The sequence below is a fragment of the Actinomadura sp. SCN-SB genome, from assembly GCF_043906805.1.
Classification (GTDB): Bacteria; Actinomycetota; Actinomycetes; order Streptosporangiales; family Streptosporangiaceae; genus Spirillospora.
The window spans coordinates 26,423-52,410 of sequence record NZ_JBIMPP010000007.1 but is presented as its reverse complement, the minus strand read 5'-3'; the positions used below and the strand labels follow the sequence as shown (position 1 = coordinate 52,410).

Below are 25,988 nucleotides of genomic sequence, written 5' to 3'. Positions count from 1 at the left end.
GCACCGGTGACCAGGGGCTTTCCGCAGGGTGGAGGTTGATGAGCGGGCGTGGTACGACGCTCTCTATGGTGGTCCCCGGCGACGACCGACGACGAGGAGAGGCGTCCATGACTCACGAAGTGCGCGGAGTGGTGGCCAGGGCCGAGAACGAGCCGGTGTCGGTGGAGACCGTGCTGGTCCCCGACCCGGGGCCCGGCGAGGCGCTGGTGAAGGTGCAGGCGTGCGGCGTGTGCCACACCGACCTCCACTATCGTCAGGGCGGCATCAGCGACGACTTCCCGTTCCTGCTGGGGCATGAGGCCGCCGGAGTGGTCGAGGCCGTGGGGGACGGCGTCACCGACGTGGCGCCCGGCGACTTCGTGATCCTCAACTGGCGGGCGGTGTGCGGGCAGTGCCGGGCCTGCCTGCGCGGGCGCCCGTGGTACTGCTTCGACACCCACAACGCGACGCAGAAGATGACCCTCGCGGACGGCACGGAACTGTCGCCCGCGCTGGGCATCGGCGCGTTCGTGGAGAAGACGCTGGTCGCGGCCGGGCAGTGCACCAAGGTGGACCCGGAGGCCAGCCCCGCGGCGGCCGGGCTGCTGGGCTGCGGGGTGATGGCGGGACTGGGCGCCGCGATCAACACCGGCGGGGTGACCAGGGGCGACAGCGTCGCGGTGATCGGCTGCGGCGGGGTCGGCGACGCGGCGATCGCCGGTGCCCGGCTGGCCGGCGCGGCGAAGATCATCGCGGTGGACGTGGACGACCGCAAGCTGGAGTGGGCCAAGGGCTTCGGCGCCACCCACACGATCAACTCCTCGGGCACCGACCCGGTCGCCGCGATCCAGGAGCTGACCGGCGGCAACGGCGCGGACGTCGTGATCGAGGCGGTGGGCCGCCCGGAGACCTACAAGCAGGCGTTCTACGCCCGCGACCTGGCCGGGACCGTGGTGCTGGTCGGCGTCCCGACCCCGGAGATGACGCTGGAGCTGCCGCTGCTGGACGTGTTCGGCCGCGGCGGGGCGCTCAAGTCGTCCTGGTACGGGGACTGCCTGCCGTCCCGGGACTTCCCGATGCTGATCGACCTGTATCGGCAGGGCCGGCTCGACCTGGACGCCTTCGTGTCCGAGCGGATCGCGCTGGACGAGGTCGAGTCCGCGTTCACCAAGATGCACCACGGCGACGTGCTGCGTTCGGTGGTGATCTTCTAGTGGCTCCGGCTCGGATCGACCACACCGTCACCTCCGGCACGTTCTCCCTGGACGGCCAGACGTTCGACGTCGACAACAACGTGTGGGTGCTGGGCGACGACGCCGAGTGCGTGGTGTTCGACGCCCCGCACGACGTCGCCGCGATCCGCCGGGTGGTGGGCGACCGCCGCCTGGTGGCGATCCTGGCCACGCACGGCCACGACGACCATGTCAGGGTGGCGCCCGACCTGGCCGACGCCACCGGCGCGAAGATCTACCTGCATCCGGCCGACCTGCCGCTGTGGCGGCTCACCCACGCCGAGCGGCGGCCCAGCGAGGAACTGGCGGACGGCCAGGTCATCGAGGTCGCGGGCACCCGGATCGAGGTGATCCACACGCCCGGTCACGCGCCGGGGGCGTGCTGCTTCTATGTCGCTCCTGAGGGCGGTCCCCCAGACCCCCCGAACGCTTCGCGTGGCGGCATGCGCGACCAGGCGGTGCTGTTCAGCGGGGACACCCTGTTCCAGGGCGGCCCCGGGGCGACGGGGCGCTCGTTCTCCGACTTCAACCTGATCATCGCCTCGATCCGGGACAGGCTGCTGACGCTGCCGCCCGAGACGGTCGTGCACACCGGGCACGGGCCGTCCACCACGATCGGCGCCGAGGCGCCGCACCTCCAGGAATGGATCGACCGCGGTCACTGAGCCCGTCTGAGTACTCCGCCGGTCGCGTCTGAGTAGGACGGCGGATGCCCCCTGCCCGCCCGTCTCGGTTCAATCACCACTAATGGTGACGAGACGGGCACCGCCCGAGCGTGTGCCGGGCGGGCGGCAGGGAGCACTGATGGTCGCGATCACTGAGCGGAGAACAGAGCCAGGAGCGGAGCCGGGCGCGTCGGCGCCTGAGCCATGGCAGCGGACGGCGCCGCGCCTGGGGCCTCTCACGCTGCGCGAGCGGTGGCGGCGCGCGCGGCTTCAGGCGTACTCGTGGCTGCTGACCGGCGTCTACCGCGGCGCGTCGCTCCACCCCGCGGTGTGGCGGTTCGTGGCGCGCTGCTACCACCCGGCGTTCGACCGGCTCGCGGCCGGGCATGCCCGCGTGGCCTGCGAGTTCGCCGCCGTGGACGTGCCCGCGTACCGCGACTTCCTGCGGCGCCGGCTGGGCGGGACGCGGCCACGGCGCCTGGCCGACTTCCCGGAGATGACCAAGCGCGGTTACGTCGGCGTGTACGACGAGGCCAGCCGGTGCCAGGAGGGCAGGCTGCACCGGGCCGGGGTCGTGGTGGACGAGTCGTCCGGCTCGACCGGCCGGCCGTACAACTGGGTGCGCGGCCCGCGCGAGCTCAAGGGCATCTACCGGAACGCGGCCGGCTACATCCGGCTCGTCTTCCCCGGCGACCGGCTCTTCGTGATCAACGGCTACTCGATGGGCGCGTGGGCGACCGGCACCACCACCGGCACCGCGATGGCGCGGATCGCGATGGTGAAGAACACCGGCCCCGACCTGGAGAAGATCGTCGACACGCTGCGGCACTTCGGGCCGGGCCACGACTACGTGATCACCGCGTACCCGCCGTTCCTCAAGCACCTCCAGGACCGCCTGGACGCGATCGGCTTCCCCTGGGAGCGGTACCGGATCCGGGGAATGGCCGGCGGCGAGGCCATGACCGAGGCGCTGCGCGCGTACCTGGAACGGCGGTTCGAGGAGGTCAGGTCGGCGTACGGGGCGAGCGACCTCACGATCGGGATGGGCGCGGAGACCGGCTTCACCGTGTGGCTGCGACGGCGGCTGGCCACCGACGCCGAGCTGCGGCGCGAGCTGCTCGGCGAGGACGAGCAACGGCTGCCGATGATCTTCCACTACAACCCCCTGGAGACCTACCTGGAGGTCAACGAGCGCGGCGAGCTGCTGTGCACCATCAACAGCAAGACCTGCCTGCAACCCAAGCTGCGCTACAACGTGGGCGACGAGGCGCTGCTGCACTCGTACGCGAAGGTCAAGGAGCTCGTCCGGCGGGACCCGGAGCGCTGGGCGGAGTGCCGCCGGGCCATGGCGGGCGAGCGGATGTCGCTCCCGCTGCTGTTCCTGTTCGGGCGGGCCGACAGCACGGTCTCGTACATGGGCGCCAACCTCTACCCGCAGGACGTCGAGTACGGCCTGTACGAGGGCAACCCCTACGCCGCCCACATCGCGCGGTTCTGCATGTCGCTGGAGGAACAGCCCGACCTGGAGGCCCGGCCGGTCGTCAACATCGAGCTGCGGGACGGCGCCCGTCTCGACGAAGCGGCCGTGCGGCTGCTGGCGGACACCTGCCGGCGCGGCGTGCTCGACCACCTCGCCTCGGTGTCGCGCGACTTCGCCGCCGCGCTCAAGGAGGACCCGTCCGCCGGCGACCTGCGCGTACGCGTGTACGCCGCGGGCGAGGGCCCGTTCGCCGCGCTCGCGGGCGGCAGCCGGATCAAGAACACCTACCTGGTGAAGGGGCGGGCCGCCTGATGCGGACGACCGATTTCAGCAAGGCGCCCCCGCAGGGGCAGGCCACCGCGATGTTCGTGGGCGCGACGCGCTACAGCGGCCCCCTCGCGCTGGTCAGGCTCAGCGTGAACTACCTGCGCATGGTGCGCGACATGAAGCGCATGAAGGGCTACCTCTGGCACAAGGTGTACTGGCAGTTCCCGTTGACGCTGGGCGCGGTGGCCTTCTTCACCGACCGGGACGCCCTTCTCCGGTTCGCCCGCAGCCGCCACCACCGCAAGCTGATGCTGTGGCTCACGGACGGCAGAAGGAACGCGAAAGGCGGGTTCATCCGTCTTTATGACGCGAACCCGTATGGGTACAGCAACGGCATCTGGCGGGCCGAGGGCGATGAGATGGCGCCCATCTCCGAGTTCACGCCTCTGAGCTCCGAGGAACACGGGCCACCGGTCGTCCGCCGACGCCCGCTCCGGAAGGCGCGCACATGATGCGGTACTCGTTCACGCCGGTGGAAAGCCGCCGGGACCTCCGGGAATTCATCGCCTTCCCGCGATGGGTGTACCGGAAAGGGCATGGCGAGCGGCATCACGTGCCGGCACTCGTCCAGCAGATCCGGGACTGGCACCGCGGCCAAGTCCCCGGCGTGCGGCTCTACCTTCTCCGGGACGCCGAGGGGCGCGTGGCCGGGCGCACGACCCTGCACACCGACCCCGATTTCGACACCAAGCAGGGCAGACCGCTCCAGCTCTTCGGCCTCACCGAATTCGTGGACGATCCCGCCGCGTCCGCGGCGCTCTTCGACGGCATCTGCTCGGCCGGGCGGTCGTCCGGCAAGGCGGCGGCGTTCGGCCCGGTGGCGTTGCTGCCCAACCAGTCCGGAGGGGTCATCACCAGCGGATTCGAGGAACGGGGGTTCATCGACAGCGCCTGGAACCACCCCTACTACCCGCGAGCGTACGAGGCGTACGGCTTCGCGCGGCGGTTCGAGTCCGACACCTGGATCTGCCCCACGACCGGCGATCCCGAGGAGGTCTTCCCGTTCGACGAGGCGCGGGCCGAGGCCGAGGACCTGGTGGTGCATCGCGGCGACCGCAGGCGCCTCCGTGAGCAGCTTCCGATCCTGCGCGGAATGCTGAACGCGAGCTTCGCCCAGCTCGGCTACTACACCGAGATCTCCGCACCCCAACTCGACCGGCAGACCGACGGCCTCGCCCATCTCATCGACGAGTCGCTGCTGCTTCATCTCACGAGAAAGGGGGAGCCGGTCGCGTTCGTCCTCTGCGTACCGGACATTTCCGAGTACGTCATGAAGGCCGGTGGTGACCTGACTCTTTTCCGGCAGATCCTGCTTCTCCTCACCCGGAAGCGTTACCGCCGGGACGCCGTGCTCATCATCAAGGGCACGGTTCCCGAGGCCCAAGGGCAGGGCTATATGCGGCTGTTGTCCCGGGAACTGCTCCGCAATCTGCGATCAGGAGGTTACGACTTCCTCCGGAGTACGTATGTCGAGCACGCCAACGCGGCGTCGGCGGCACAATACGTGGCCATGGGCGGCCGCCCCCTGCACGGATACACCTTCTACGAGAAAGAGCTGCGGTGAACCCAGACGCCCTGGATGCCCTGCGCGCGCTCGAACCGGACTTCTGGCGAGCGCCGAGCGCCCACAACACCCAGCCCTGGGAGCTGCGCTACCGCGAACACGACGTGGAGATCGGCTGGGATCCGTCCCGTACGCTCCCGGCGGGCGACCCGACCGGGCGGGACCTGCGGCTCGCGCTGGGCGCCTTCGCCGAGACCTGCCTGATCGTCTGCGCGGACGCCGGGCTGGACGTCGCCTTCCGCCCGGATTACGACGAGACCGCCCACCGCGTCGGTCACCTGGTCGCCGCGGACGGCCCGTACACCACGCCGTTCACCACGCAGGACGTCCGCGACCGCCGCACCGCCCGCGGCGCCTACCAGCCGGGACGGCTGGACGGGCATCTGGCCGCGCGGCTTGAGGACCTGGCCGCGGAGGAGAAGGCGGAGCTCCGGCGGATGCGCGCCCGCGAGCTGATCGGGCTGCTGCACGAGGCCGACCACCACCTGTTCTCCACCCCGCCCGCCGCCCGCGAACTGCGCGCATGGCTCCGGCTCGACCCGGAGGACCCCCGGTACCGCCAGGACGGCCTCACCGACCGCGCGCTCGGGCTGTCCCGCTGGCAGGCACGGGGCCTGCGGTTCGCCCTGTCGCCGCGCGCCTACCCGCTGCTGCGCCGCGCCGGGGTCGCCAGGCTGCTGTCGAAGGCGTCCCTCAGCGCCGTGGACTACGACGGCGAGGTGCTCGTCCTGGTGGCGCGTCCCGGATGCAGCGAGAGCGAGCAGGTCGCGCTGGGACGGGTGCTGATGCGGCAGTGGCTCACGCTCTCCACGTTCGGCTACGCGACGCACCCGTTCAGCCAGATCGTCGACGCCGAGGTCACCAAGCAGCGGCTCGCCCGGCTCCTCGACGTCGACGACCCGTCCCGGCTGGTCGGCGTGGTCCGGGTGGGCCGTCCCCTGGCGTCTCCGCCGTCGTCGGCCCGGCTGCGCAGCTACATCTGACCGTCCGGGTCCGGGCGCCTCAGCGCCACCATCGCGAACAAAGGGAACGGCTCCGTTCGGCCGCGTTCGGCGCTGAGTTCATCACCGTCACGCACATAGTGGCGCCAAAACCTGCCGCTATAGTGGAAATCCACGGTGCACTGATCGTCGTTCCTCCAAGGAGCCGTTGTGGTCTCCGATACGACAACGAAGAGTGCGCCCGGTGGCAGGGGTTCCACGCGCGTCCAAGGCGATCCTCTGGTCCCGCGGCTGCTGCTGGGCAGGCGCCTGCGCGACCTGCGCGAGGCCCGCGGCATGACCCGAGCGGACGCGGCCGGGGCCGCCCACGTCTCGATATCGAAGCTCACACGCATCGAGCACGGCCGCACGGGAGTGCGGCAACGCGACCTGGCCGGGCTCCTCGCCGCGTACGGCATCGGCGACGAAGCGGAGCGCTCCACCCTCGCCGCCCTGGCCGAACAGACCAACGCCCGGCCCTGGTGGCACCCGCGCCGCGACGCCGTCCCGCCGGGGATGGGCGGCTACCTCAGCGCCGAGACGGCGGCCAGGCTGGTGCGGCGGTTCGAGGACCGGTACGTACCGGAACTGCTGCGCACGGACGCTTACGCGCGAGCGGTCCTGCGCGACGAGGCCCCTGAAGCGGTGGAGGCGCGGCTCGACCTTCTCTCGCGCCGGCGACGCCTGCTCCGCCGCCGTCCGCGTCCGTTGAACCTGTGGGCCGTGCTGGACGAGGCGGTGCTGCGGAACCGGGTGGGCGACGCGGTCACCATGCGCGGGCAGCTCCGGCACCTCATCGAGATGTGCTGGCGGCCGAACGTCACCGTCCAGATCCTCCCGAGCGCCCTGCGGCACGATGCGGACGGCCCGCTGACGCTGGTGCGCTTCCCGCAGGCGAGCCTGCCCGACCTGGTGTACCTCGACCCTCCGCGCGGCCCGTCCTACCCGAGCGGGCAGGGCGACATCGAGCAGTACTGGCACGTGTTCAACACGCTCGTCACCAGGGCGGCCCCGCCCGAACGGACCCCGCGGATCATCGAGAGCGTCCTGTCCGGAGCCTGAACGCCGTCGCCGTGGCGTCATGCGGGCGGTGTCACCGTGACCGTCACCGACCCGCCGCCGGACCCGGCCCCTTCCTGCCCGGTGCTCCGCGCGTCCTCGACCGCGTCGATCGCGAGGGTGTAGCCGTTCCCCAGCCGCTGGCTGTGGCCGGCCTGCCCCCGTACCGTCCAAAGAGCGCCCTCCGGTGGGACGCCTTCGCCTTGCAGCACGACGACCGTCCCGACGCCGCCCTTGGCGCCACCGACGCCGAGGCGCAGCCCGGCGACCCATCCGGTGGTTCCGACCTGGATGCTCCGTGTCTCCCGGCCGGTGGCGAACGGGCTCACCCGCGCCGTCGGAACGCCCTGGGGGGACTCCCGCCCCGGCACCCCGCTCTGGTCCATCCCCCCGCAGCCACCGGCGCCCACCAGGGCGAACACCCCGACGAGCAGCATCGGCGCAAGGCGGACCATCGCTCGATTCTCCCTCATCGGACGGGGCTCATATCGACGTCCTCGACATGACGGCGGAACTCCTCGAAGGTGACGGTCGCGTGGTCCCGACCCCACGGGTTGTAGAGCCTCAACCGGCCACGCCCGTCGATCCGTTCGACCACATAGACGTGGTCGGTGCGCAGGCGCGCGGTCCGGCCCTCGAAGATCGCCTCGCCTCGTCCGTCGTCGGGGGTGAGCACCGTGACGGCACCCTGCCGCACGGCCGCCGCCAGCTCCTCTTCGCCGACCAGGCGCGGCGGCTTCGACCTCCCGGTGCGCCCCGTCAGCAGTTCCATGGCGTCCCCGCCGTCACCCTGGGCCAGGCGCCCGTAGCCGCCCCACCTCTCCGCGAGCGCCTTCTCCAGCACCAGCGGCCAGATCGCCGGCGCCCGTCCCTCCGGGGAGGCGAACGCCAGCCTTCCCTCCTCGTCGATCGGGAAGTACGGCGTCACGGTGACCTTCTCCCCGTCCGGGAACGCGACCGTGTACGTCCCATTCGGGTTGGGCCTGACCATCTCCTTCAGGACGGTCCGTCCCTCCTGCGAGTTGGCCAGTGCGCCCATACCGGCGAGCCACCAGCAATCCGCGATGCCACCCTGCCTGACGTGCTGGAGGGACGGTTCTCCGTCCGCTCCGAACAACCGTCCACCGCGGACGGCACCCCACGCGGTGGCCGGATCGGACGGCTTCTTCGTGTAGCTCGGCACGTTCGTGAAATCCGGCTCGATGGACCGGGGCGCCAACCGTTCGAGGTGGTGCAGCAGCGACACATCGGCGCGCACCTTGAGAACGTCCACCACCCCATCGCGCCGCAGCAGCCGCCGCACCTCATCACGGCCGAACTCGCCGAACAACGCGTTGATCTCGCCGGGTGAGAGCCGTCCGACGATCTCCCGCACACTGCGCCGCCGGTCGCACAGGATCTCGTACCAGGCGCAGTCACCCTCAAGCGCGTCGCGGACCTCCCCGGCGGCCACCACCCCGACCGCCTTCTCCTCCCCGCTGGGAGGCGGCGGCGCCTGCGTAGGATCGGCGGCCCTGCGACCCCACTCCACCTCGCTGACCGGCGCGGTGCTCACGGATGCGCGCACGCCGCACCCGGACAACGCCAGCGCCCCCAGGACTCCGGCGATGATCACAGCGGTACGCGCGTTCACGCCCCCACGCCTCCTGCAACGAGCGATAGGCACCACTCAAACAGCCGCCGATGACGGCAAGGCAGGCATCCGGCCTCAATCAGGACTCGATCCGGGCGCTCGAACACATGTTTGACTCGCGGGGTAGCATGAGGCCATGACCAGTGCTCTTCAAGGGTCGCTGCTCGACTCCTGGGACGAGGCGGGCCCGCGTGAACTCGGCCACTCCGTCCAGCGCACCCAGCTCACCGACGGAGCCTGGATCGACCTCCGCCCCAACTGGATCGCCGGCGCCGACGCCCTCTTCGAGCGCCTCCTGGACGTCGTCCCCTGGCGTGCCGAAAGCCGCCGCATGTACGACCGGGTCGTGGACGTCCCCCGCCTCCTGGCCTTCTACGACGAGGAGGCGACTCTCCCCGACCCCCTCTTGGACCAGGCCAAACAAGCCCTCAACGCCCACTACTCCGCCGAGCTGGGCGAGCCCTTCCGCACCGTCGGCCTCTGCCTCTACCGCGACGGCCGCGACAGCGTCGCCTGGCACGGCGACACCCTCGGCCGCGGCGCCAAGGAGGACACGATGGTCGCCATCATCTCGGTCGGCGCACCCCGTCCCCTCCTCCTACGCCCCCGTTCCGGCGGCCCCACCCTCCGCTACGACCTGGGCCACGGCGACCTCATCGTCATGGGCGGCAGCTGCCAGCGAACCTGGGAACACAGCATCCCCAAATCCACCAAGGCCACCGGCCCCAGAATCAGCATCCAGTACCGCCCCCTCAACGTCCGCTAACCCCGCACGGGCCTTCCTCGCACCAAAGACGCGATGTATCGTGTTTGGGCCAACGCGACATATCTCGTCTTGGAGGTCGCCCATGCGCCTGCGTGACCTGCTCTTCGTCACGGGCACCATCGAGTCCACGGACCAGCTCACCAAGCGCATGCGCCGTATCCGCATCTCCTGCCCACCCCAGCAGTGGGCACCGGGCCAGCACATCCGCCTGAGCGTCGACGGCCTTCTGACCCGCCGCACCTACTCGATCTGGGACGGGGATGACGACGGCCTGCAACTGTGCGTCCTCGACCACGGCGAAGGCCCCGGCTCCCGCTGGGCCCGCAACGCCACCCCAGGTCAGCACGTCGTCTTCACCAAGCCCGAAGGCAAACTCACCCCACGCGAAGCCCCGTACCACCTCTTCGCAGGCGAAGAAACCGCCGCCGTAGCCTTCGCCCCCATGCTCCGCTTCCTGAACGGAGCCGCCGTCCACGCGATCCTGGAAGTGGACACCCCAGAAGACCGCCTCCCCATAGAAGGCGTCACCTGGCAATACCGCGAAGGCAGACCGGCGGCCTCCTCCAAGACCCTCCTCAACGCCGTCCAGTCCCTGGACCTCCCCGCCGAGCCAGGCATCGCCTACCTGGCCGGCGAAGCCCAAACCATCCAATCCCTCAAACGCCACCTGCTGACCGACCGCTCCTGGCCCCGCCGCAACATCCTGACCAAACCCTTCTGGACCCCCACCAAAAAGGGCCTGGAGTAGGCGTCCGTAATAGGTCTTACAACAGGACTGCTAGCCGGATCCGCCGTCCACCTACTCCTCCAGCAGCTTTCTCAGTTCCTCAGGTGAGGGCCACGTGCCGGTTCCCTCAAGACGCCGATGGCTCATCCGATGACAATTGGCGCAGAGGAGTGCCAAGTCATCGAGCCTTGTCTCGGTAATGCCGGTCTCGTGTAGAGGCGTGGTGTGATGTACTTCGATGTAGCCCTCTCCATGTTTGCCGAAGCGCTCGGAGAAATCGAACCCGCACACCTCGCATCTGAGAGCCCCACCATTGCGTACAACCATTGCGATCTTTCGTTGCCTTAGGCTCGGGTTACGTTCTCGAAAGCGATGTATGCGTTCAAGTAGACGTCCTTCCATCGCGGTTTCCTCCATCTCGTCTGGATCTGGAGTCGCGATACGATGCTTGAGGCTCGGGTCTGTGGACGCGAGGGCGGCGGCGATGCCTTCGGCCGCGGCCAGCATGCGCGCAGGATCCCTGATGAAGGCGTTGACCACGTCCCTGGTCAGCTTGCCGCCCTTGGTCTGCTTCTTTGGGTAGCTCGGATGTGCGGTAGCGATGTCGGCGGTCTTTCGCTGGACGCTGTTCGCGCTGCGGAAGTTTGCGCCACGCATTTCCGGCGGATGGATGGGCATGATTTGCAGGAGCTCCGAAAGCTCGATCGCTCGCGCGTCGTACTGCTTTATCTCGCGCCAGTCATTCTTGTAGACCGCCGCGCATACGAGTACGAGTTCATCCCAGACCCAGTCGGGCGGTCTGATGGCGCTGGTTTGCTGGCGTTGTGGATTATCGGTAGGTGAGGCTTCCTTGGGTGCGGGGTCGGTGTAACGACCAATATTCAGCCACGTCCGCCAGGCTGTTGGCGCGAAGCGGTTGGCCTGCTCGCTGGTGAGCGTGGGATCCCGTCGTGCGTCAATCCATTGCCAATCCAGCTGGCCGCCATCGGATGACAGGTCGAGAAGTTGAATATGGAAAAGGAAGTTGGGAAATTCCGCGTTCGTCTGCGGATCTCTCTGCCTGACCTCTTCGAAGCGGGCCACAACACCCAGTCCGCAAAATTCCAAATATCCTTTTGGTGAGTTGTTTCGCTCGACGGACTTGAAAATCAGGAGTGGCGTCGCCGTGGCGCGGACGTGTGCGTCCGAAGCCCCATGCGCTTTCGCGGCCGCCAGCAGTTCGGCGTTGCCCCGGGTCCTCGCGGGCTCGCCAGGGCTGTCACTTCGGTGGTCGCCGTAGTACTGCAAGCGGCCCTTCTCGAGGTCGAGGACGTCATGCCATGGCGTCTTCGCTGTGCCAGCTTGCAGGGGGTTGCTGCGGATCAGTATGGCGGCACGGCGCTCACCGTCAGGGGCTGACGTCCATGCTGGATGGCTGATGCCACGGTTCATGGTGAGCCGCCGAGCACCTGGGACCGCTGTCAGATTGAAGAAGTTCCGGTACCCGTTGAGCTCCTCGGGTTCGAGTACAGGCGGGTCGGGGTAGCGGACAACCTGACCGACTTTCAGGATCTTGGACGCCATAGGGATATTTTGCACTCAAGGGTGATATTCGGTGCCTTGTTGCTAATGTCGGGCGGCGAGCCGCGCGTTCCAGCGCGGTGAGGCGCGACAGTACCGCGGGTGTCGATGTCCGCCGTGAGGCTCAGAGACACTGGCGCAGAGCCGCACCACTATCAGCTGAAGCCACCATGCTGGACTGGTGCCGGCGCGCTGTGGCACCTGGCCCTTGGAACGGACGTCGGTCTACCTGGAGGGACGGGTGCTGAAGTCTATTCTGAAGACGTCGGCCGGGGCGGCGGCGACAGATTCTTCTTGACCGATCGCTGATGTCGCCAGGGAGTACCCGCAAGCCCATGAACAGCCCTCGACTTGTCGCGTCCACGTTGGCGCAAGGCCGCGCGGAGTAGCGGTTCAGGTACTGACTGCGTTGAGGTTGCCAGTGTTGGCGACATGATCGCCGTGCGTGATCCCAAGGACCCTGCCGGGCCCAGGCCTCTTGGTGGAGCGCAGGGCTTGGCGTGAGTTGGCTCGCGCGGCGGCGGGGGCACTCGACCTTTGAGTGCGGCCCAGCGGATCATGGCTTCGCTGGTGGCGGGGTGGCGTTCGTAGTCGCGGGCCAGCCGCCGGTGCGCGGTCGGCCAGGCCAGCGTCCGCTCGACCAGCCACCTGCGGGGCAGCACAGCGAACCCCTTCTGGTCTGCGGGTTTACCGACGATGCTCACCGTGGTGCGCATCGTGTCGGCGGCCCGGCCCAGCAGCCGCCCGGTGAACCCGGCGTCGGCGAACACGAACCGGCATGTGGGCGAGGTGAGATACAAGCCCGGCAGGGCGTCCTTGGCGCCGTCGCGGTCGGGACGCTGGCCGCGCACACCGTCACGGTGATGAGCAGGCCGAGGGTATCGGTGATGATGAAGCGCTTGCGCCCGGACACCTTCCTGCCCGCGTCGTAGCCTCGCGTGTCACGGCCAGCGGTGTCGGCTGCCTCGACGTTCTGGGAGTCGATGACACTCGCGCTGGACTCGCCATCGCGGCCTTCGCTTTGGCGGGCCTGCTGCCGCAGCGCGTCCAGCATCCGCAGAGTGACCCGTTGCTGCTCCCACCGCACGAAGTATCAGTAGACCGTCTGCCAGGGCGGGAAGTCGGCGGGCAGAGGGCTGGCGAGGCCCAGCAGGATGCTCATGGGATGCTCGTCTGACCCAGAGGGTGGTGCGCCCCTCCCCGCTTCACGGACGACGGTAGCAGGTCAGCTTGCCCCGCTCGACCCAGCGAATCGCTCGTGTCTGTGAGCACGGTCTTCTGGGTCGGCATTGCCTCACACCAGCCCTGCGATCAGTCTCACTATGCCTGACCGGGTCAGGCCCGTCCGTGGTGGTTTTGGATCGCCGTCGCGTGCTGCCGCTTACCCCGAGGCCGCAGCAGTGACGACCGTAATCGGACAACGAGCCAGGACGGCTCATGTCATGTTCACGGTGCCCGCCGCTTGTTGTGTGGCTTCCTCCGTGTCGCTCGGCCCGGGAGTCTTGACCGTGTACGCGGTGCATGTACATGCGGGCGGCACGTCCCTGATGCCTGCCTACCTAAGGCTGGGGCTTGCGTCGACTCGGCTGATGATGGCTTCGACGGTTTCGTGGAGGTCGACCAGTGGACGGTGGGTGAAGTCGTGCCCTTCTCGCCAGAAGTACGACTTGGCATCCACCCAGACGGTGAGCTTGCCCGCGGTGATGGCGATGAGGCCAGTGTGGTCTCGGTGGCGGTCCGAGTTGATCCCACGAGTACGGAGTGCGACCAGGAGGCGGGTCGCGGCGATGGCTTCAGGTATGGGGTGCTCGGCCGCTGGCCAAGAGGCCGGGAGGGCTTGTGTGAACCAGACGGACTTGCCCGGGACGGGCGTCCCGGACAGGCGGGATCGGGTGAAGTGTGAGTTGGTGTCGGACGCCAACGCCGTGACGATGCCTAGGCCATTGCCGTGCTCGGCCAGCATGCTCGGGTGTTGTATCGAGGGGTTAGGGAGACGGGTACGGGAGGCGTCGAAGACGGAGAAGGCGAGCTCTGGAGCGGGGTGGGTGCGGGCCCAGATCCAGATTTCTGGCGGAACGGCGGGTCTGTCGCCGACGTGGAGGTACGCATTCGTCCCCAGCTCTGAGACGGAGAGCTCGGCAGCGTCGATGTGGTCGGTTGGCAAGTTGAGCGTACGCATCGTCCTGGTCACGAAGGCGCGTGCTGCCTTTGGGCCAAGGGGACCAAGCGGCAGTTGGATAGCGCAGGCTCCGCCGGAGGGGATGTCCTGGGGGTCGCCGGTTCTCATCGGGGTCCTCCCGTCCGACCGTCAGGGCCACGGTGAACGAGGGCGCGCCTGGCGCGGTTGGAGAGGTCGGCGTGCGGTTCAGGGTGATGACCGCTGCGCGTCTGGGATGGGCGGTCGTGATAAGTGGGGATCGAGGCTGGGCGCGGCTGGATGACTTCGCGGCAGGCGATGGAACTCGTCGCCGGTCGGGCCGCCGTTGCTCGCAAGAAGTTCGTACGATCGTGCATGGTCGGACCTCCAGCGTCCGATCAAAGGTCCCGGCCGGTGCGCTACCACCGGCCGGGACCGCCTGACCCTCACACGCGATGACCTGCGAAGTGACGGTCTCCGCCCTACAGGCGATCACTGTTCGTGAGGCTACTGTCACAATGCATCATGGCCCGAGCGGGCGAACATGTCCATGAACTTGTTCGATTTTGCCCAGGAGATTTTCGTGATTCTCCGTGATGTGATCATTGCCGAGTGTCACAATGCCCGCTATGGCACCCGAACAGAGTCCGACCGCGCGGCATCGCCGTCTCGCGCGCCAGCTGCGGGAGGCTCGCAAGCGTTCCGGGATGACGATGGAGGCCGCGGCCGCCGCGCTCGGCTGGAGCCGTCCCAAACTGGTCCGGTTCGAGACCGCGAAGACTCGGCCGAAGGCGACCGACGTCGAGGCGATGCTGGATCTCTATGGTGGCGGCGAGGCGATCAAGCTGGCACTCGTCCAACTCGCCAAGGACATCCGCAAGCGGGGTTGGTGGTCGGCGTTCGACGACGTTCTCACCGGTTCCTTCGCCGAGTTGGAGGACGACGCCGTAAAGATCCGCACCTGGCAGGTCCAGTTCATCCCAGGATTGCTGCAGATCAGCGACTATGCGTCGGCGCTCATCCGTGTGAACCGTCCAGAAGACAGCGAGGAGGCACGCCTGCGCCGTATCCAGGCACGCATGGCACGGCGAACGGTCCTGGAGCGGAAGGAACAATTCTCGCTGGCCGTCGTACTCGATGAGGCGGTTCTTCGGCGTCCGGTGGGAGGTCCGGAGGTGATGTCGCGACAACTGGAAGCGCTCCTGAACGAGAGCAACAAGCCCAACGTCAGCCTGCGGGTTCTTCCGTGCGCTTCGGGAGAGCATGCGGGAATGGACGGCCCCTTCGTCATCCTTAGTTTTGAGGGCGCCCTGGAGCCCGACGTCATCTACCTCGAGGGCATGGGTGGCGAGATCTACCTTGAAGATGTGGAGCAGATCAACCGCTGTACTCTGAGGTTTGACCGGATATCTGATCAGGCGTTGTCCGAGGAGGACTCGACTCGGCTGATCGCTGACATCGCTAAGGAGTACCAGCAATCCCATGCACCTCCCCATTGACCTCGCGCGCGCACGTTGGCGCAAGGCCGCGCGTAGCAGCGCCTCTGGCAGTGACTGTGTAGAGATCGCCGGCCTGGAAGCCTGGATCGCCGTACGTGACTCCAAGGATCCGGATGGTCCGTTCCTGCTGCTCGAACGTACAGCTTGGCAGAAGGTCGCTCGTGCTATCGCTGAGGGTAGGGCTGATCTCTGAGAGGTAAGTGTCGGCGTTAGGTGTCCGACGCAGGCACGGTCGGACGGGTTGATCGCCGTTCGTCATCCCAAGGATCCTTCCAAGCCTAAGCTCCTGGTGGAGCGGGGCTTGGCGTGAGTTGGCTCGCGCGGTGGCGGCGGGGGCACTTGACCTCTGAGGGGGGTGGGCTACCTCAGGGCTCATTGGTCACGTTGAGCTCTCCACCTCAGGTGGGTGCGGAGCGACAATCGGCTGGGCCCTGTAGGGCGTGCTGATCGCTCCGGTGGCATCGATGTAGCTCTTGCCGGTGTAGGAGACCGACCGCCCTGGTTGGTGGGTGATGCAGCGGGCGGCGGTCAGGCGATCTGTGGGGCTGTGGGGATTTTTTGGTTTTTGGGTGGCGGGTTCTGTTGATGCTGTGACACTGGACTCCGAAGAGCGATCGAGGGGAGACCGTGCGTGTCCGGTGTTGGGAAGGCGTCCTGGGTCAGGGTTCCTAGGTGGAGTGTGCTCGTCGCGGTGTCTCTTGCTTCGCTGGTTACGGCGTGTGGTTCGTCCGGGACGCAGACCAGCTGTGAGGCGACTGGGAAGGTGTACGCGCAGAAGGTCCTTGTCAATCGCGGGGGGAAGAAGGACTTCGACTGGATCACGTTGTTCCTCGTGTGCAGGCCCAACCACCGGGTGGCGATCGTGGACTCGGATGGCAAGTCGTACGAGAGCCTGGACGACTTCCGTGCCAACAACGAGCTGCTCGATGACGACGACAAGATCAGCATTCCGCGGGATTTCCCCTCGGTCGAACAAGGGCGAAAGCTTGAGCTCATGACCGTCTCCGGCCACACCAGTACTCCTTGGGGGTGGTACGTGGGCGGCGGGGTGGCTCTCGTGGTCCTGGCCGGGGGCGGGGTCTGGTTTTACAGGCGCTGGCGGGTCGGTCGCGAGTGGCCCGATGAGGCTCCTCCGGTTGAGCAGGCCCCGGATGGCCCAGTTCAGGAAGATCTGGGCGGCGCTGGCTAGCATCGCGCCCATGACCACCATGGCGCAGTTGCGTAAGGCTGCTCTCGCCCTCCCTGAGGTCGAGGAGGGGACTCACTTCGGTATGGCGGCGTTCTCGGTGCGCGGCAAGGGATTTGTGTCGGTCACGAAAGACGGGGACGTGCAGCTTCAACTCCCGGAGGCTGAGATCGAGGCTGCGGAGTCCGCGCATCCGACCGGGGAGCGGATACTGCGGGGTGATAAGGCCATCGGTTTCCGGGTTCCGCTGGCCGATGTGAACGGCAAGGACCTCAGCGCCTTGGTACGGGCAGCGTGGTTCTGCCGTGCTCCCAAGAAGTTGGCGGCAGAGCTTAGCCTCGATCCACCGGGTGATTGCTGTTCAGGTTGCGGAAACGACAAAAGGGATGCCCCGTGGCCTGCGATGATGGGCTTGTCTAGGGTCCAACAGCGCAGAAACAACGAGGCATCCGGTAAGTGCAATCCTCTCATGTCTGTTCGGCGGTGGCTGCCGCGTTCGACGAGCCGAACCTGATCGCCGATGCCGGGCTGGTGCCGGTGGTCCGGCTGGCCGAGCGGGCGGGGTTGCCCGAGCTGGCGGCCGGGGCGCTGCGCATCGACGGTGCGCGCAACAGCGCCGGCGCCGCCCCGGCCGCGAAGGTGATGTCGCTGGTGGCGGCGATGTGCGCCGGAGCCGACAGCATCGATGACACCGACCGGTTGCGGCACGGGGCGATGCCGACCGCGTTCGACGGGGTCCGGGCGCCCTCAACGCTGGGCACGTTCCTGCGGTCGTTCACCCACGGCCACGCCCTGCAACTGCACGCGGTGCACCGCCGGCTGCTGGCCGAGCTGGCCCGGCGGGCGCCGCTGCTGCCCGGCGCCGACCAGGTCGCCTTCATCGACGTCGACTCCACCCACCGGCGGGTGTTCGGCCGCGCCGAACAGGGCGCGCAGATCGGACGGTTCAAAGGGGTGCGGACCCTGCATCCGCTGCTGGCCACGATCTGCACCCCGATCGCCCGCCCGGTCATCGCCGGGGTGCGGCTGCGCCGGGGCAAGGCCGCCGACGCCCGCGGCGCGCAGCGGTTCGTCGCCGAAGCCTTGGCCACCGCACCGCAGGCCGGCGCCACCGGCCTGCGGGTGCTGCGCGCCGATTCGCAGTTCTACAACGCCGATGTGGTGACCGCCTGCCGCCGCGCCGACACCCGCTTTTCGATCACGACCGGATCCAACCCGTCCATCAAGCGGGCCATCGCCGCCATCGATGAGAATGCGTGGCGGCAGATCCGCTATCCCACCGGCGTCCTGGACCCCGACACCGGCGAGCTGATCTATGACGCCCAGGTCGCCGAGATCAGCGCCTACACCGCCTTCACCGGACGGCCCAAGGCCGAGCAGGTCACCGCCCGGCTGATCGTCCGGCGTGTCCGCGACCTGGCCAAACCCGCCACCGAAGGTGAGCAGGGCGAACTGTTCCCCGCCTGGCGTTACCACCCGTTCTTCACCGACAGTCCGTTCGAGACCCTGCAGGCCGAGCGGCAGCACCGCCACCACGCCGTCATCGAGCAGGTCATCGCCGACGGCAAGGCCGGACCGCTGGCCCACCTGCCCTCCGGAAACTTCAACGCCAACGCCGCCTGGCTGACCCTGTGGGCGATGTCGTTCAACCTGCTACGCGCCGCAGGCGCGCTGGCCTCGGCCTTCCACGCCCGCGCGACCACCGCCACCATCCGCACCCACCTGGTCAACGTCCCGGCCCGGCTGGCCCGCTCAGCCCGCCGCCTGCTGCTGCACTTGCCCCGTCACTGGCCCTGGGCTGATGCGTGGATGCACCTGTTCACCACCGTCCACGCCCCACCCGACAGCGTTTGACCTGCCATTATCCACCCGCCCAAGCGGGCAAACCGGAGCCGAACACGTGGAAAAGCTGGGCAGACCAGCCGATCAGCCCTGCCCGCAAGGCGCCGCCAACTCGACAAACCTCACCGAAACGGCCGAGAGATCAACCTCGAACCACCATCGGTGGATCGAGGCTTAGCGCTGCCGGGACGAAGCGGGTGGATTCAGACCTGCCTGCCTCCATTGGCAGGCCGGCCACGAGGGCCCTTCTTGGCGCTGGGTTGGCCACGCTCGAACAGGTCGCGACCCGTTCAGAGGCCGATTTGCTGGCCCTTCACGGGGTCGGCCCGAAGGCTGTGCGCATCCTCGCCGAGGCCCTGGCCGAGAAGGGGATGTCTTTGCGCTAGTCTCAGGCTCCGAGGTGTCATGGCGACCTTTCGATGTCGGCTTCGCTTCTGACAAGGACGGCTTTGAGAGGTGGTCAGGGAACCTGGCGGGCAGGTAACTGGTATTGGGCTCCATACAATTTCGGAAGCCGGGTCCGGGTGGATCCTAGGCCATTCTTGTTTGAGGACGTTCCCTAGTGCTCATGCGGTTGACGGAAAGGAGTGATGGGGTCAATGAATCCGGATGGAGTCGGGCGAAAAGCGTACGGAAGAGTGGATGTGAGTCACTATCGGGATCTCGTCGCACACGGTGGTCTCGTAAACGCGCTCCGGGTGACGGCAGAAGAGGATCGCGTCGACGGTATGTCGATCGATGCCCCTTACCGCGGAGACGACGTTGGTTACACTGCTGCCAAAATCGACACGTGCCGAGGTAGAATCTTGGTGCATCTCGGAGCAGAGGAACGCTGCTTTCTCCTCAACGTTCACGACGAGAACCTCTGGATCGCGGGAGGCGGGACGGCTGACCTATCCAGCGTTCTGGCTGTTGCTGTGGCCTGGCGGGACGGAATCTCGCTTGAATCGTTGGAATCCCGGTTCCCTTTCATGCGGGTCAGCGATCTCGCCAGGGTGCTGGCGAGCCCGGACCCAATTTCCGCGCAGTGGAATTATTTGCGTGAAGCCCCCGTTTTTCATGGCGACTGGTACCTGGTCAACGCTGCCTTTGAGAATCCCGTACTCCGCTCCTTCTTTCCGGATCTCAGTCATGGAGCGCTTTTTTTGTCCCGTTCATGGGGTGATCGACGTGACGCGGTAAAGATTACTCCTCGTTCGGACGGAGGATATTCCGTGAGCCGACCTAGCCGGTTCGAGTCGCTTGACGAGGCCATCATCGCTGCGGCCACCCTTGTGGTGCAGATTCCTGAATAGTGTCTCCTGGGGTGCTTTGTGGGCTAAGGCACTCGGGCCCCATGGAAGATCTCGGCATGAAATAAATGCCCGGGCGAGAAGGTTTGTGCGAGCAGCTTCGTCTTCTTGATTGTGGGCCTTTTCTTGCTGACGGTGCCGGCCGTGCAAACGATCCGGGACGGCTTTTCTAGTTCGGCCATGGCGGCGTTCATTATCCGCGCGGTGCGAGATGCCAGTCGTTTGATCTACGCGACGGCGATGGTTGAGCGACTCTGAAGGTTGGGGGGCGGGACGTTGGGGTGGTGCCGGCTGGAGGAGTCGCTATCGTCGCGGGTATGAGTGGTCAGCCGTCGATGGTGGCCGGGGTCTTCCACGCGGGGCTTCGGGAACAGTTCGAGGTGTTTCTCGATGAGCATCGGGCCGCGTTGAACGGCTGTCTGGACGGGTTGACCGAGGAGCAGGCGCGCAGGTCGCTGGTCGCGTCCAAGACGACGCTGCTGGGTCTGGTCAAGCATGGCGCGTTCGTGGAGAGGGTCTGGTTCGACGAGGCGGTCACGGGGCGGTCGCGGGATGAGATCGGCATTCCCGGTACGCCCGATGAGTCGTTTGTGCTGGGGGAGGGTGACACGATCGCCTCCGTGCGGCGGGACCATCTGGAGGCTTGCGAGGCGTCCCGCCGGGCTACCGCGGGGCTGACGTTGGACGATGTGGTACGGGGCAACCGCCGGGGGCCGCTGCCGCTGCGCTGGGTCTACCTTCACGTGCTGCGGGAGCTGGCCCAGCACTGCGGTCACGCGGACATCCTGCGGGAGCAGATCCTCGCCTCCTGACCTGCGCAGACTATGTGCTCTATTGCTCCCTGGCGTGAGGAGTGATGGGGACGTTCCGGGAAGCTTCGGGGATGGGCCTTCTCTGAGGGTCGTCCTCGCCATCGTTGGGTTTGGCTAGAATCCGACCGTTAGGTGTGACCTTCCGCGTATTGTGCGCTGATCATTGCGCTCCGTTTCCCCCGTTGAGGAAGTCGCCCGCTTACGCAGTCTTGCCATGAGGAGCGTGTGCATGCCCGAGGAAGAGGAGCGGCCGATCCCCGCGGCGCGTCCCGTGATAGGGGATGCGGAGATCGAGGCCGCGGTACGGGTACTTCGCACCGGACGGGTCGTCCAGGGCCCCGAGGTCGCCGCCTTCGAGGAGGAGTTCTCCGCCCTGGTGGCGGGACGGCATTGCGTCGCGGTCAACTCCGGTACGTCGGCGCTCCACCTGGCCCTGATGGCGCTCGGCATCGGGCAAGGGGACGAGGTGATCGTGCCCTCGTTCACGTTCGCCGCCACTGCCAACGCGGTGAGGTTGGTGGGGGCCGAGCCCGTGTTCGTCGACATCGAGCCGGGGTCGTTCTGCGTGGACGTCGACGCGGTCGCGGCGGCCGTCGGGCCGCGGACGGCGGCGGTCATGCCCGTCCATCTGTACGGGCATCCGGCGGCGATGGATCGGATCGGGGAACTGGCGGAGCGGCATTCGCTGGCTGTGGTGGAGGACGCGGCGCAGGCGCATGCCGCGGAGTTGAACGGCTCGCCTGCGGGCGCCATGGGGACGGCCGGGTGCTTCTCCTTCTACCCGACCAAGAACATGCACACCCTTGAGGGCGGCATGATCACCACGGCGGACGCGGAGACGGCGCGCATGCTGCGGTTGCTGCGTAACCAGGGCATGGAGCAGCGCTACGCCAACGAGGTCGTGGGCGCGAACGTGCGGCTCACCGATGTCGCGGCGGCCGTGGGGCGTGAGCAGCTCAAGCGGCTTCCGGAGTGGACGGAACGGCGAAGGGCCAACGCCGCGTTCCTGGACGCGAAGATCACCCGGGCCGTCACCCCGCCCGTGGCGCCGGGTGCGCGGCACGTCTACCACCAGTACACCGTTCGCGTGCCGGACGGCCGCCGGGACGCGGTGCAGAAGCACCTGGAGTCGCGGCGGATCGGGAGTGCCGTCTACTACCCGACGCCCGTCCACCGGCTTCTGCCGTTCCTGAAGGACGGGAAGCCGGATCCGCGCTGGGACCTGCCGGAGACCGAGCGGGCGGCCGCGGAGGTGCTGTCCCTGCCGGTGCATCCGTCGCTCACCGAGGACGAGCTGGCGCGCGTCGCCGACGCCGTGAACGAGGCGGTCGAGTGAGCGCCCCGCTGCGCGCCGGCCTGGTCGGGCTCGGCGTGATGGGACGTAACCACGCGCGGGTCCTGTCGCAGATGGACGGCGTCGAGCTGGTCGGTGTCGTCGACCCGGCGGGCAAGCCGGAGGGCACGCCGCACGGGGTGCCGTTGCTGGACGAGCTGGACGAGCTGATGAAGCTCGGCATCGACTACGCGGTGGTGGCGTGCCCGACCGCGCTGCACGAGAAGATCGGGCTCGCGCTGGCCGAGGCCGGTGTGGGGGCGCTGATCGAGAAGCCGCTGGCGGAGTCGGTGGAGGCGGCCGAGCGGCTGGTGAAGGCGTTCGAGTCGCGTGGCCTGGTCGCGGGCGTCGGGCACATCGAGCGCTACAACCCGGCGTTGCAGAGCATGCGGAAGCGGTTGGAGGCCGGTGAGCTGGGCGAGGTGTTCCAGGTGGTCACCCGCCGCCAGGGGCCGTTCCCGCACCGGATCTCGGACGTCGGCGTCGTCAAGGACCTCGCCACCCACGACATCGACCTGACCGCGTGGGTGACCGGCCAGGACTACGTGTCGGTCTGCGCGCACACCGTGGCGCGCAGTGGACGCCCGCACGAGGACATGGTGTCCGCGGTGGGGCGCCTGTCCGACGGCTCCATGGTCAACCACCTGGTGAACTGGCTGAGCCCTCTCAAGGAGCGGACGACGGTGGTCACCGGGGAGCGCGGGTGCTTCGTCGCCGACACGCTCACCGCCGACCTGACCTTCTACGCCAACGGGGAGCTGAGCACGGAATGGGAGGCGCTGCGGACGTTCCGCGGCGTGTCCGAGGGCGACATGATCCGGTACGCGATCCCCAAGCGGGAGCCGCTGCTGGTCGAGCATGAGCGGTTCCGGGACGCGGTGCTCACGGGCGCCGCCGGCGGCGAGCCTCCCGCCGACATCGTGACCCTGCGGCAGGCGCTGCGGACGGTCGAGGTGTCGGCGGCCCTTCTGGAGTCGGCGAGGCTCGGCCAGACGGTCGCGCTTCCGGCCTCGGGGGTGACCGGTGCCGTCTGACCGGGCCGACGTCAGCGTCGTCGTCGCCGTCTACAACACCATGCCGTACCTGACGGCGTGCCTGAGCTCGCTGGTGGAGCAGAGCATCGGGCATGACCGGATGGAGGTCATCGCGGTCGACGACGGCTCCACCGACGGCAGCGGCGAGGAACTCGACCGGTTCGCCGAGAAGCACCCGGACCTGTTCACGGTGCTGCGGCAGCCGAACTCCGGTGGCCCCGCCCGTCCCAGCAACCGCGCCCTGGACGTGGCGTCCGGCCGTTACGTGTACTTCGTGGGCGCCGACGACTACCTCGGGCCCGAGGCGCTGGAACGGATGGTGGCGGCGGCCGACGAGTGGGGGTCGGACGTCCTGGTCGGGAAGATGGAGGGCGTCAACGGGCGCTCCATCCACCAGGGGTTGTTCGACGGGAACCGGCCCGACCTCGACCTGTACGACTCGCCCCTGAAGTGGCTGCTGTCGAACTGCAAGCTGTTCCGCCGCGACCTGGTGGAGACGCACAAGCTGCGGTTCCCCGAGGACATGCGGATCGGCAGCGACCAGCCGTTCACCATCGAGGCGCTCGTCCGCGCCAAGAGGATCTCGGTCCTGGCGGACTACACCTGCTACTACGCGGTGACGCGCGAGGACGGCGGCAACATCACCCAGGGCGAGGTCGAAATCTACACCCGGCTGGAATGCGCCGAACGCCTGTTCCCGTTCATCGCCGGATTACTCGAACCCGGCCCGCGACGGGACGCGATCCTGCACCGGCACACCATGTGGGAGCTGACCAAGCCGCTGCGGGAGAACCTCCTCGAACTCGACGAGGACGGCCGCAAGGACGTGTGCGCGCGGGTCGCGAGCATCGTCGACCGTTACGTGACCGATGACGTGATGGCCCTGCTGCCCATCTGGCGCCGCGTCCGGTTGCGCATGGCGCAGCGCGGCGACCTGGAACGCCTGTACGAGGCGATCCGGGCCGACGCCGCCAAGACCGCGTACCCGATCACGCTCAAGAAGGGCCGCGTGTACCTGCGCTACGTGGGCTTCGAGGATCCCGCCGCGGGCCTGCCCGACGACCTGTTCGAGATCACCAAGGGGCTGCGCAGGCGCCTGAAGGAGCAGGTCAGGACGGTTGAGGCGAAGCGCGTCGGAAACGACGTCGAAGTGACCGTGCGCACCCCGTTGACCGGACCCGACGCGGACGACCCCGCGACGGTCGGCCTCGCTCTCGCCCCGCGGGGCGTCAAGGGACGGACGCCCGTGGAGGGCACGACCCTCACCCCCGACCCTGGCGGGCAGGGCGTGACGCTGACCGCGCGGATCCCCCTGGCCCCATTGATCGCGTCGGGCAGGGGCAAGCACACGCTGAGACTGATCGTCCGGACGTCCGCGGAGGACTACGATGTGGCGGTCCCGGCCGGTATGACCGCCGTCAAGGGGATCATGTGGCACCGGGCCATGCCGTACCTGCTGACGGTGCACGGGGACGCGCGTGGCACCACCGCGATCCTCACGCACAGGATCGGTCCCCGTACCGTCGCCGGACGGGTCCGGCGCGCGACGTCCAAGCTCCGAGGCGGAGGTAACTAGCACATGCGGATCTGCGTGGTCGCGCTCGGCAAGATCGGTCTCCCGCTGGCGGTGCAGTTCGCCCGCAAGGGACACCGGGTGATCGGCGCCGACGTGGACGAACGGGTCGTCGCCGAGGTGAACGCCGCCCGCGAGCCCTTCCCCGGCGAGGCCGATCTCGGCAGGTACCTCGCCGAGACGGTCGGGGCCGGGCTGCTGACGGCGACCACCGACACGACCGCGGCCGTCGCCGAGTCCGAGGCGGTCGTCGTGGTCGTGCCGCTGTTCGTGGACGAGACGGGCACGCCCGACTTCGGCTGGATGGACGCGGCGACCCGTTCGATCGCGGCGGGCCTCAAGCCCGGCACGCTGGTCAGCTACGAGACGACGCTGCCGGTGGGCACCACCAGGAACCGCTGGGCGCCGATGCTCGAAGAGGGCTCGGGGCTGACCGCGGGAACCGGCTTCCACCTGGTGTTCAGCCCGGAGCGGGTGCTCACCGGACGGGTGTTCGCCGACCTGCGCCGCTACCCGAAGCTGGTCGGCGGGATCGACGCGGCCTCGGCGCGGCACGGCGTCGAGTTCTACGAGCGAGTGCTCGACTTCGACGAGCGCCCCGACCTGCCGCGTCCCAACGGCGTGTGGGACCTGGGCTCCGCCGAGGCGTCCGAGCTGGCCAAGCTCGCCGAGACCACGTACCGGGACGTCAACATCGGTCTCGCCAACCAGTTCGCGCGCTACGCCGACACCGTCGGGGTGGACGTCACCAAGGTGATCGAGGCGTGCAACACCCAGCCGTACAGCCACATCCACCAGCCGGGCATCGCCGTCGGCGGCCACTGCATCCCCGTCTACCCGCGGATGTACCTGTGGAACGACCCGTCCGCGACCGTGGTGCGGGCCGCCCGTGAGGCCAACGCCGCGATGCCCGAGTACGCCGTGGGCCTCCTCGCCGACGCCTACGGCGACCTCACCGGAGCCGGGGTCCTGGTGCTGGGCGCGTCGTACCGGGGCGGGGTGAAGGAGACCGCGTTCTCCGGCGTCTTCCCGACGGTCGCCGCGCTGAGGGAACGCGGGGCCGTCCCGTACGTGTCCGACCCGATGTACACCGACGCCGAGCTTGAGGCGCTGGGCCTGCCGCCGCACCGGGGCGAGCCGGTGTCCGCCGCGATCGTCCAGGCCGACCACGCCGCCTACCGCGACCTGGGCCCGGACGACCTGCCGGGCGTCAAGGCCCTGGTGGACGGCCGCCGCGTCACCGACCCCGCGAAGTGGGCCGGCGTGGAACGCATCGTCATCGGCGGCCCGGCCGAGGCCAGGTGAGCG

At 68.3% G+C, this 25,988-nt stretch carries 26 protein-coding genes; 21 read left to right on the top strand and 5 right to left on the bottom strand.

What is annotated here, in order from left to right; translation table 11 throughout:
- The first annotated feature begins 107 nt into the window (after nt 1-107).
- From ACGWYJ_RS06575 to ACGWYJ_RS06545, 7 genes are all read left to right on the top strand, one after another.
- Nucleotides 108-1,193 carry an S-(hydroxymethyl)mycothiol dehydrogenase gene (locus ACGWYJ_RS06575; RefSeq protein WP_395104669.1) on the top strand — a complete coding sequence of 362 codons (1,086 nt, stop codon included), beginning with the start codon at nt 108-110 and terminating at the stop codon, nt 1,191-1,193.
- A complete protein-coding gene (locus ACGWYJ_RS06570; RefSeq protein WP_395104668.1) occupies nt 1,193-1,876 on the top strand; it encodes an MBL fold metallo-hydrolase in 684 nt (227 codons plus the stop codon). Before ACGWYJ_RS06575 ends, ACGWYJ_RS06570 begins: the two co-directional genes overlap by 1 nt.
- Before the next feature lie 139 nt (nt 1,877-2,015).
- Nucleotides 2,016-3,668 (top strand): phenylacetate--CoA ligase family protein, encoded by a 1,653-nt coding sequence (locus tag ACGWYJ_RS06565; protein WP_395104667.1) that lies wholly within the window; start codon nt 2,016-2,018, stop codon nt 3,666-3,668.
- On the top strand, nt 3,668-4,135 hold the full coding sequence (locus tag ACGWYJ_RS06560; protein WP_395104666.1) for a DUF4188 domain-containing protein: 468 nt from the start codon (nt 3,668-3,670) through the stop codon (nt 4,133-4,135). Before ACGWYJ_RS06565 ends, ACGWYJ_RS06560 begins: the two co-directional genes overlap by 1 nt.
- Nucleotides 4,132-5,247 (top strand): hypothetical protein, encoded by a 1,116-nt coding sequence (locus ACGWYJ_RS06555; protein WP_395104665.1) that lies wholly within the window; start codon nt 4,132-4,134, stop codon nt 5,245-5,247. The genes ACGWYJ_RS06560 and ACGWYJ_RS06555 overlap by 4 nt, the downstream gene beginning before the upstream one ends.
- A complete protein-coding gene (locus ACGWYJ_RS06550; protein WP_395104664.1) occupies nt 5,244-6,230 on the top strand; it encodes a hypothetical protein in 987 nt (328 codons plus the stop codon). Before ACGWYJ_RS06555 ends, ACGWYJ_RS06550 begins: the two co-directional genes overlap by 4 nt.
- 168 nt (nt 6,231-6,398) lie before the next feature.
- Nucleotides 6,399-7,289 (top strand): helix-turn-helix transcriptional regulator, encoded by an 891-nt coding sequence (locus tag ACGWYJ_RS06545; protein WP_395104663.1) that lies wholly within the window; start codon nt 6,399-6,401, stop codon nt 7,287-7,289.
- 17 nt (nt 7,290-7,306) lie between these two features.
- Here the strand turns inward: ACGWYJ_RS06545 and ACGWYJ_RS06540 are convergent, their stop codons facing one another.
- Nucleotides 7,307-7,759: a hypothetical protein gene (locus tag ACGWYJ_RS06540; protein WP_395104662.1), complete on the bottom strand. Its 453-nt coding sequence runs from the start codon at nt 7,757-7,759 to the stop codon at nt 7,307-7,309.
- Nucleotides 7,756-8,919, bottom strand: a complete 1,164-nt coding sequence (locus tag ACGWYJ_RS06535) for a C2 family cysteine protease (RefSeq protein ID WP_395104661.1) — start codon at nt 8,917-8,919, stop codon at nt 7,756-7,758. The genes ACGWYJ_RS06540 and ACGWYJ_RS06535 overlap by 4 nt, the downstream gene beginning before the upstream one ends.
- 136 nt (nt 8,920-9,055) lie before the next feature.
- Here ACGWYJ_RS06535 and ACGWYJ_RS06530 point away from each other — a divergent pair, with 136 nt between their 5' ends.
- Complete coding sequence (locus ACGWYJ_RS06530) at nt 9,056-9,685, top strand: alpha-ketoglutarate-dependent dioxygenase AlkB (protein ID WP_395104660.1); 630 nt, start codon at nt 9,056-9,058, stop codon at nt 9,683-9,685.
- Nucleotides 9,686-9,767: 82 nt separating this feature from the next.
- Complete coding sequence (locus tag ACGWYJ_RS06525) at nt 9,768-10,433, top strand: siderophore-interacting protein (RefSeq protein WP_395104659.1); 666 nt, start codon at nt 9,768-9,770, stop codon at nt 10,431-10,433.
- Nucleotides 10,434-10,484: 51 nt separating this feature from the next.
- Here ACGWYJ_RS06525 and ACGWYJ_RS06520 read toward each other — a convergent pair whose 3' ends face one another.
- A complete protein-coding gene (locus ACGWYJ_RS06520; protein ID WP_395104658.1) occupies nt 10,485-11,975 on the bottom strand; it encodes an HNH endonuclease in 1,491 nt (496 codons plus the stop codon).
- 348 nt (nt 11,976-12,323) lie between these two features.
- Between ACGWYJ_RS06520 and ACGWYJ_RS06515 the strand changes: the two genes are divergently transcribed.
- The gene (locus ACGWYJ_RS06515; RefSeq protein ID WP_395104657.1) at nt 12,324-12,476 is read left to right on the top strand and encodes a DUF397 domain-containing protein; all 153 of its coding nucleotides are present in this window, start codon (nt 12,324-12,326) and stop codon (nt 12,474-12,476) included.
- Nucleotides 12,477-12,672: 196 nt separating this feature from the next.
- Here ACGWYJ_RS06515 and ACGWYJ_RS06510 read toward each other — a convergent pair whose 3' ends face one another.
- A complete protein-coding gene (locus tag ACGWYJ_RS06510; RefSeq protein WP_395104656.1) occupies nt 12,673-13,026 on the bottom strand; it encodes a transposase in 354 nt (117 codons plus the stop codon).
- 501 nt (nt 13,027-13,527) lie between these two features.
- The gene (locus tag ACGWYJ_RS06505) at nt 13,528-14,259 is read right to left on the bottom strand and encodes an ATP-binding protein (protein WP_395104655.1); all 732 of its coding nucleotides are present in this window, start codon (nt 14,257-14,259) and stop codon (nt 13,528-13,530) included.
- A gap of 479 nt (nt 14,260-14,738) precedes the next feature.
- Between ACGWYJ_RS06505 and ACGWYJ_RS06500 the strand changes: the two genes are divergently transcribed.
- The 11 genes from ACGWYJ_RS06500 (at nt 14,739) to ACGWYJ_RS06450 (ending at nt 25,985) form a co-directional block, all read left to right on the top strand.
- The gene (locus tag ACGWYJ_RS06500; protein WP_395104654.1) at nt 14,739-15,608 is read left to right on the top strand and encodes a helix-turn-helix domain-containing protein; all 870 of its coding nucleotides are present in this window, start codon (nt 14,739-14,741) and stop codon (nt 15,606-15,608) included.
- Complete coding sequence (locus ACGWYJ_RS06495; RefSeq protein ID WP_395104653.1) at nt 15,592-15,801, top strand: DUF397 domain-containing protein; 210 nt, start codon at nt 15,592-15,594, stop codon at nt 15,799-15,801. The genes ACGWYJ_RS06500 and ACGWYJ_RS06495 overlap by 17 nt, the downstream gene beginning before the upstream one ends.
- A 570-nt stretch (nt 15,802-16,371) precedes the next feature.
- Nucleotides 16,372-16,797, top strand: coding sequence for a hypothetical protein (locus tag ACGWYJ_RS06490; protein WP_395104652.1), 426 nt, complete (start codon nt 16,372-16,374; stop codon nt 16,795-16,797).
- Nucleotides 16,798-16,807: 10 nt separating this feature from the next.
- On the top strand, nt 16,808-17,308 hold the full coding sequence (locus ACGWYJ_RS06485) for a hypothetical protein (RefSeq protein ID WP_395104651.1): 501 nt from the start codon (nt 16,808-16,810) through the stop codon (nt 17,306-17,308).
- A complete protein-coding gene (locus tag ACGWYJ_RS06480; RefSeq protein ID WP_395104650.1) occupies nt 17,251-18,648 on the top strand; it encodes an IS1380 family transposase in 1,398 nt (465 codons plus the stop codon). The genes ACGWYJ_RS06485 and ACGWYJ_RS06480 overlap by 58 nt, the downstream gene beginning before the upstream one ends.
- Nucleotides 18,649-19,334: 686 nt before the next feature.
- Nucleotides 19,335-19,931: a DUF6193 family natural product biosynthesis protein gene (locus ACGWYJ_RS06475; RefSeq protein ID WP_395104649.1), complete on the top strand. Its 597-nt coding sequence runs from the start codon at nt 19,335-19,337 to the stop codon at nt 19,929-19,931.
- 314 nt (nt 19,932-20,245) lie between these two features.
- Nucleotides 20,246-20,740 carry a DinB family protein gene (locus tag ACGWYJ_RS06470; protein WP_395104648.1) on the top strand — a complete coding sequence of 165 codons (495 nt, stop codon included), beginning with the start codon at nt 20,246-20,248 and terminating at the stop codon, nt 20,738-20,740.
- A gap of 229 nt (nt 20,741-20,969) precedes the next feature.
- Entirely contained in the window at nt 20,970-22,076 is a 1,107-nt protein-coding gene (locus tag ACGWYJ_RS06465; RefSeq protein ID WP_395104647.1) for a DegT/DnrJ/EryC1/StrS family aminotransferase, read from the top strand.
- Nucleotides 22,073-23,107, top strand: coding sequence for a Gfo/Idh/MocA family protein (locus tag ACGWYJ_RS06460; protein ID WP_395104646.1), 1,035 nt, complete (start codon nt 22,073-22,075; stop codon nt 23,105-23,107). The genes ACGWYJ_RS06465 and ACGWYJ_RS06460 overlap by 4 nt, the downstream gene beginning before the upstream one ends.
- Nucleotides 23,097-24,683 carry a glycosyltransferase family 2 protein gene (locus ACGWYJ_RS06455; protein WP_395104645.1) on the top strand — a complete coding sequence of 529 codons (1,587 nt, stop codon included), beginning with the start codon at nt 23,097-23,099 and terminating at the stop codon, nt 24,681-24,683. Before ACGWYJ_RS06460 ends, ACGWYJ_RS06455 begins: the two co-directional genes overlap by 11 nt.
- 3 nt (nt 24,684-24,686) lie before the next feature.
- Complete coding sequence (locus ACGWYJ_RS06450; RefSeq protein WP_395104644.1) at nt 24,687-25,985, top strand: nucleotide sugar dehydrogenase; 1,299 nt, start codon at nt 24,687-24,689, stop codon at nt 25,983-25,985.
- Nucleotides 25,986-25,988 lie beyond the last annotated feature (3 nt).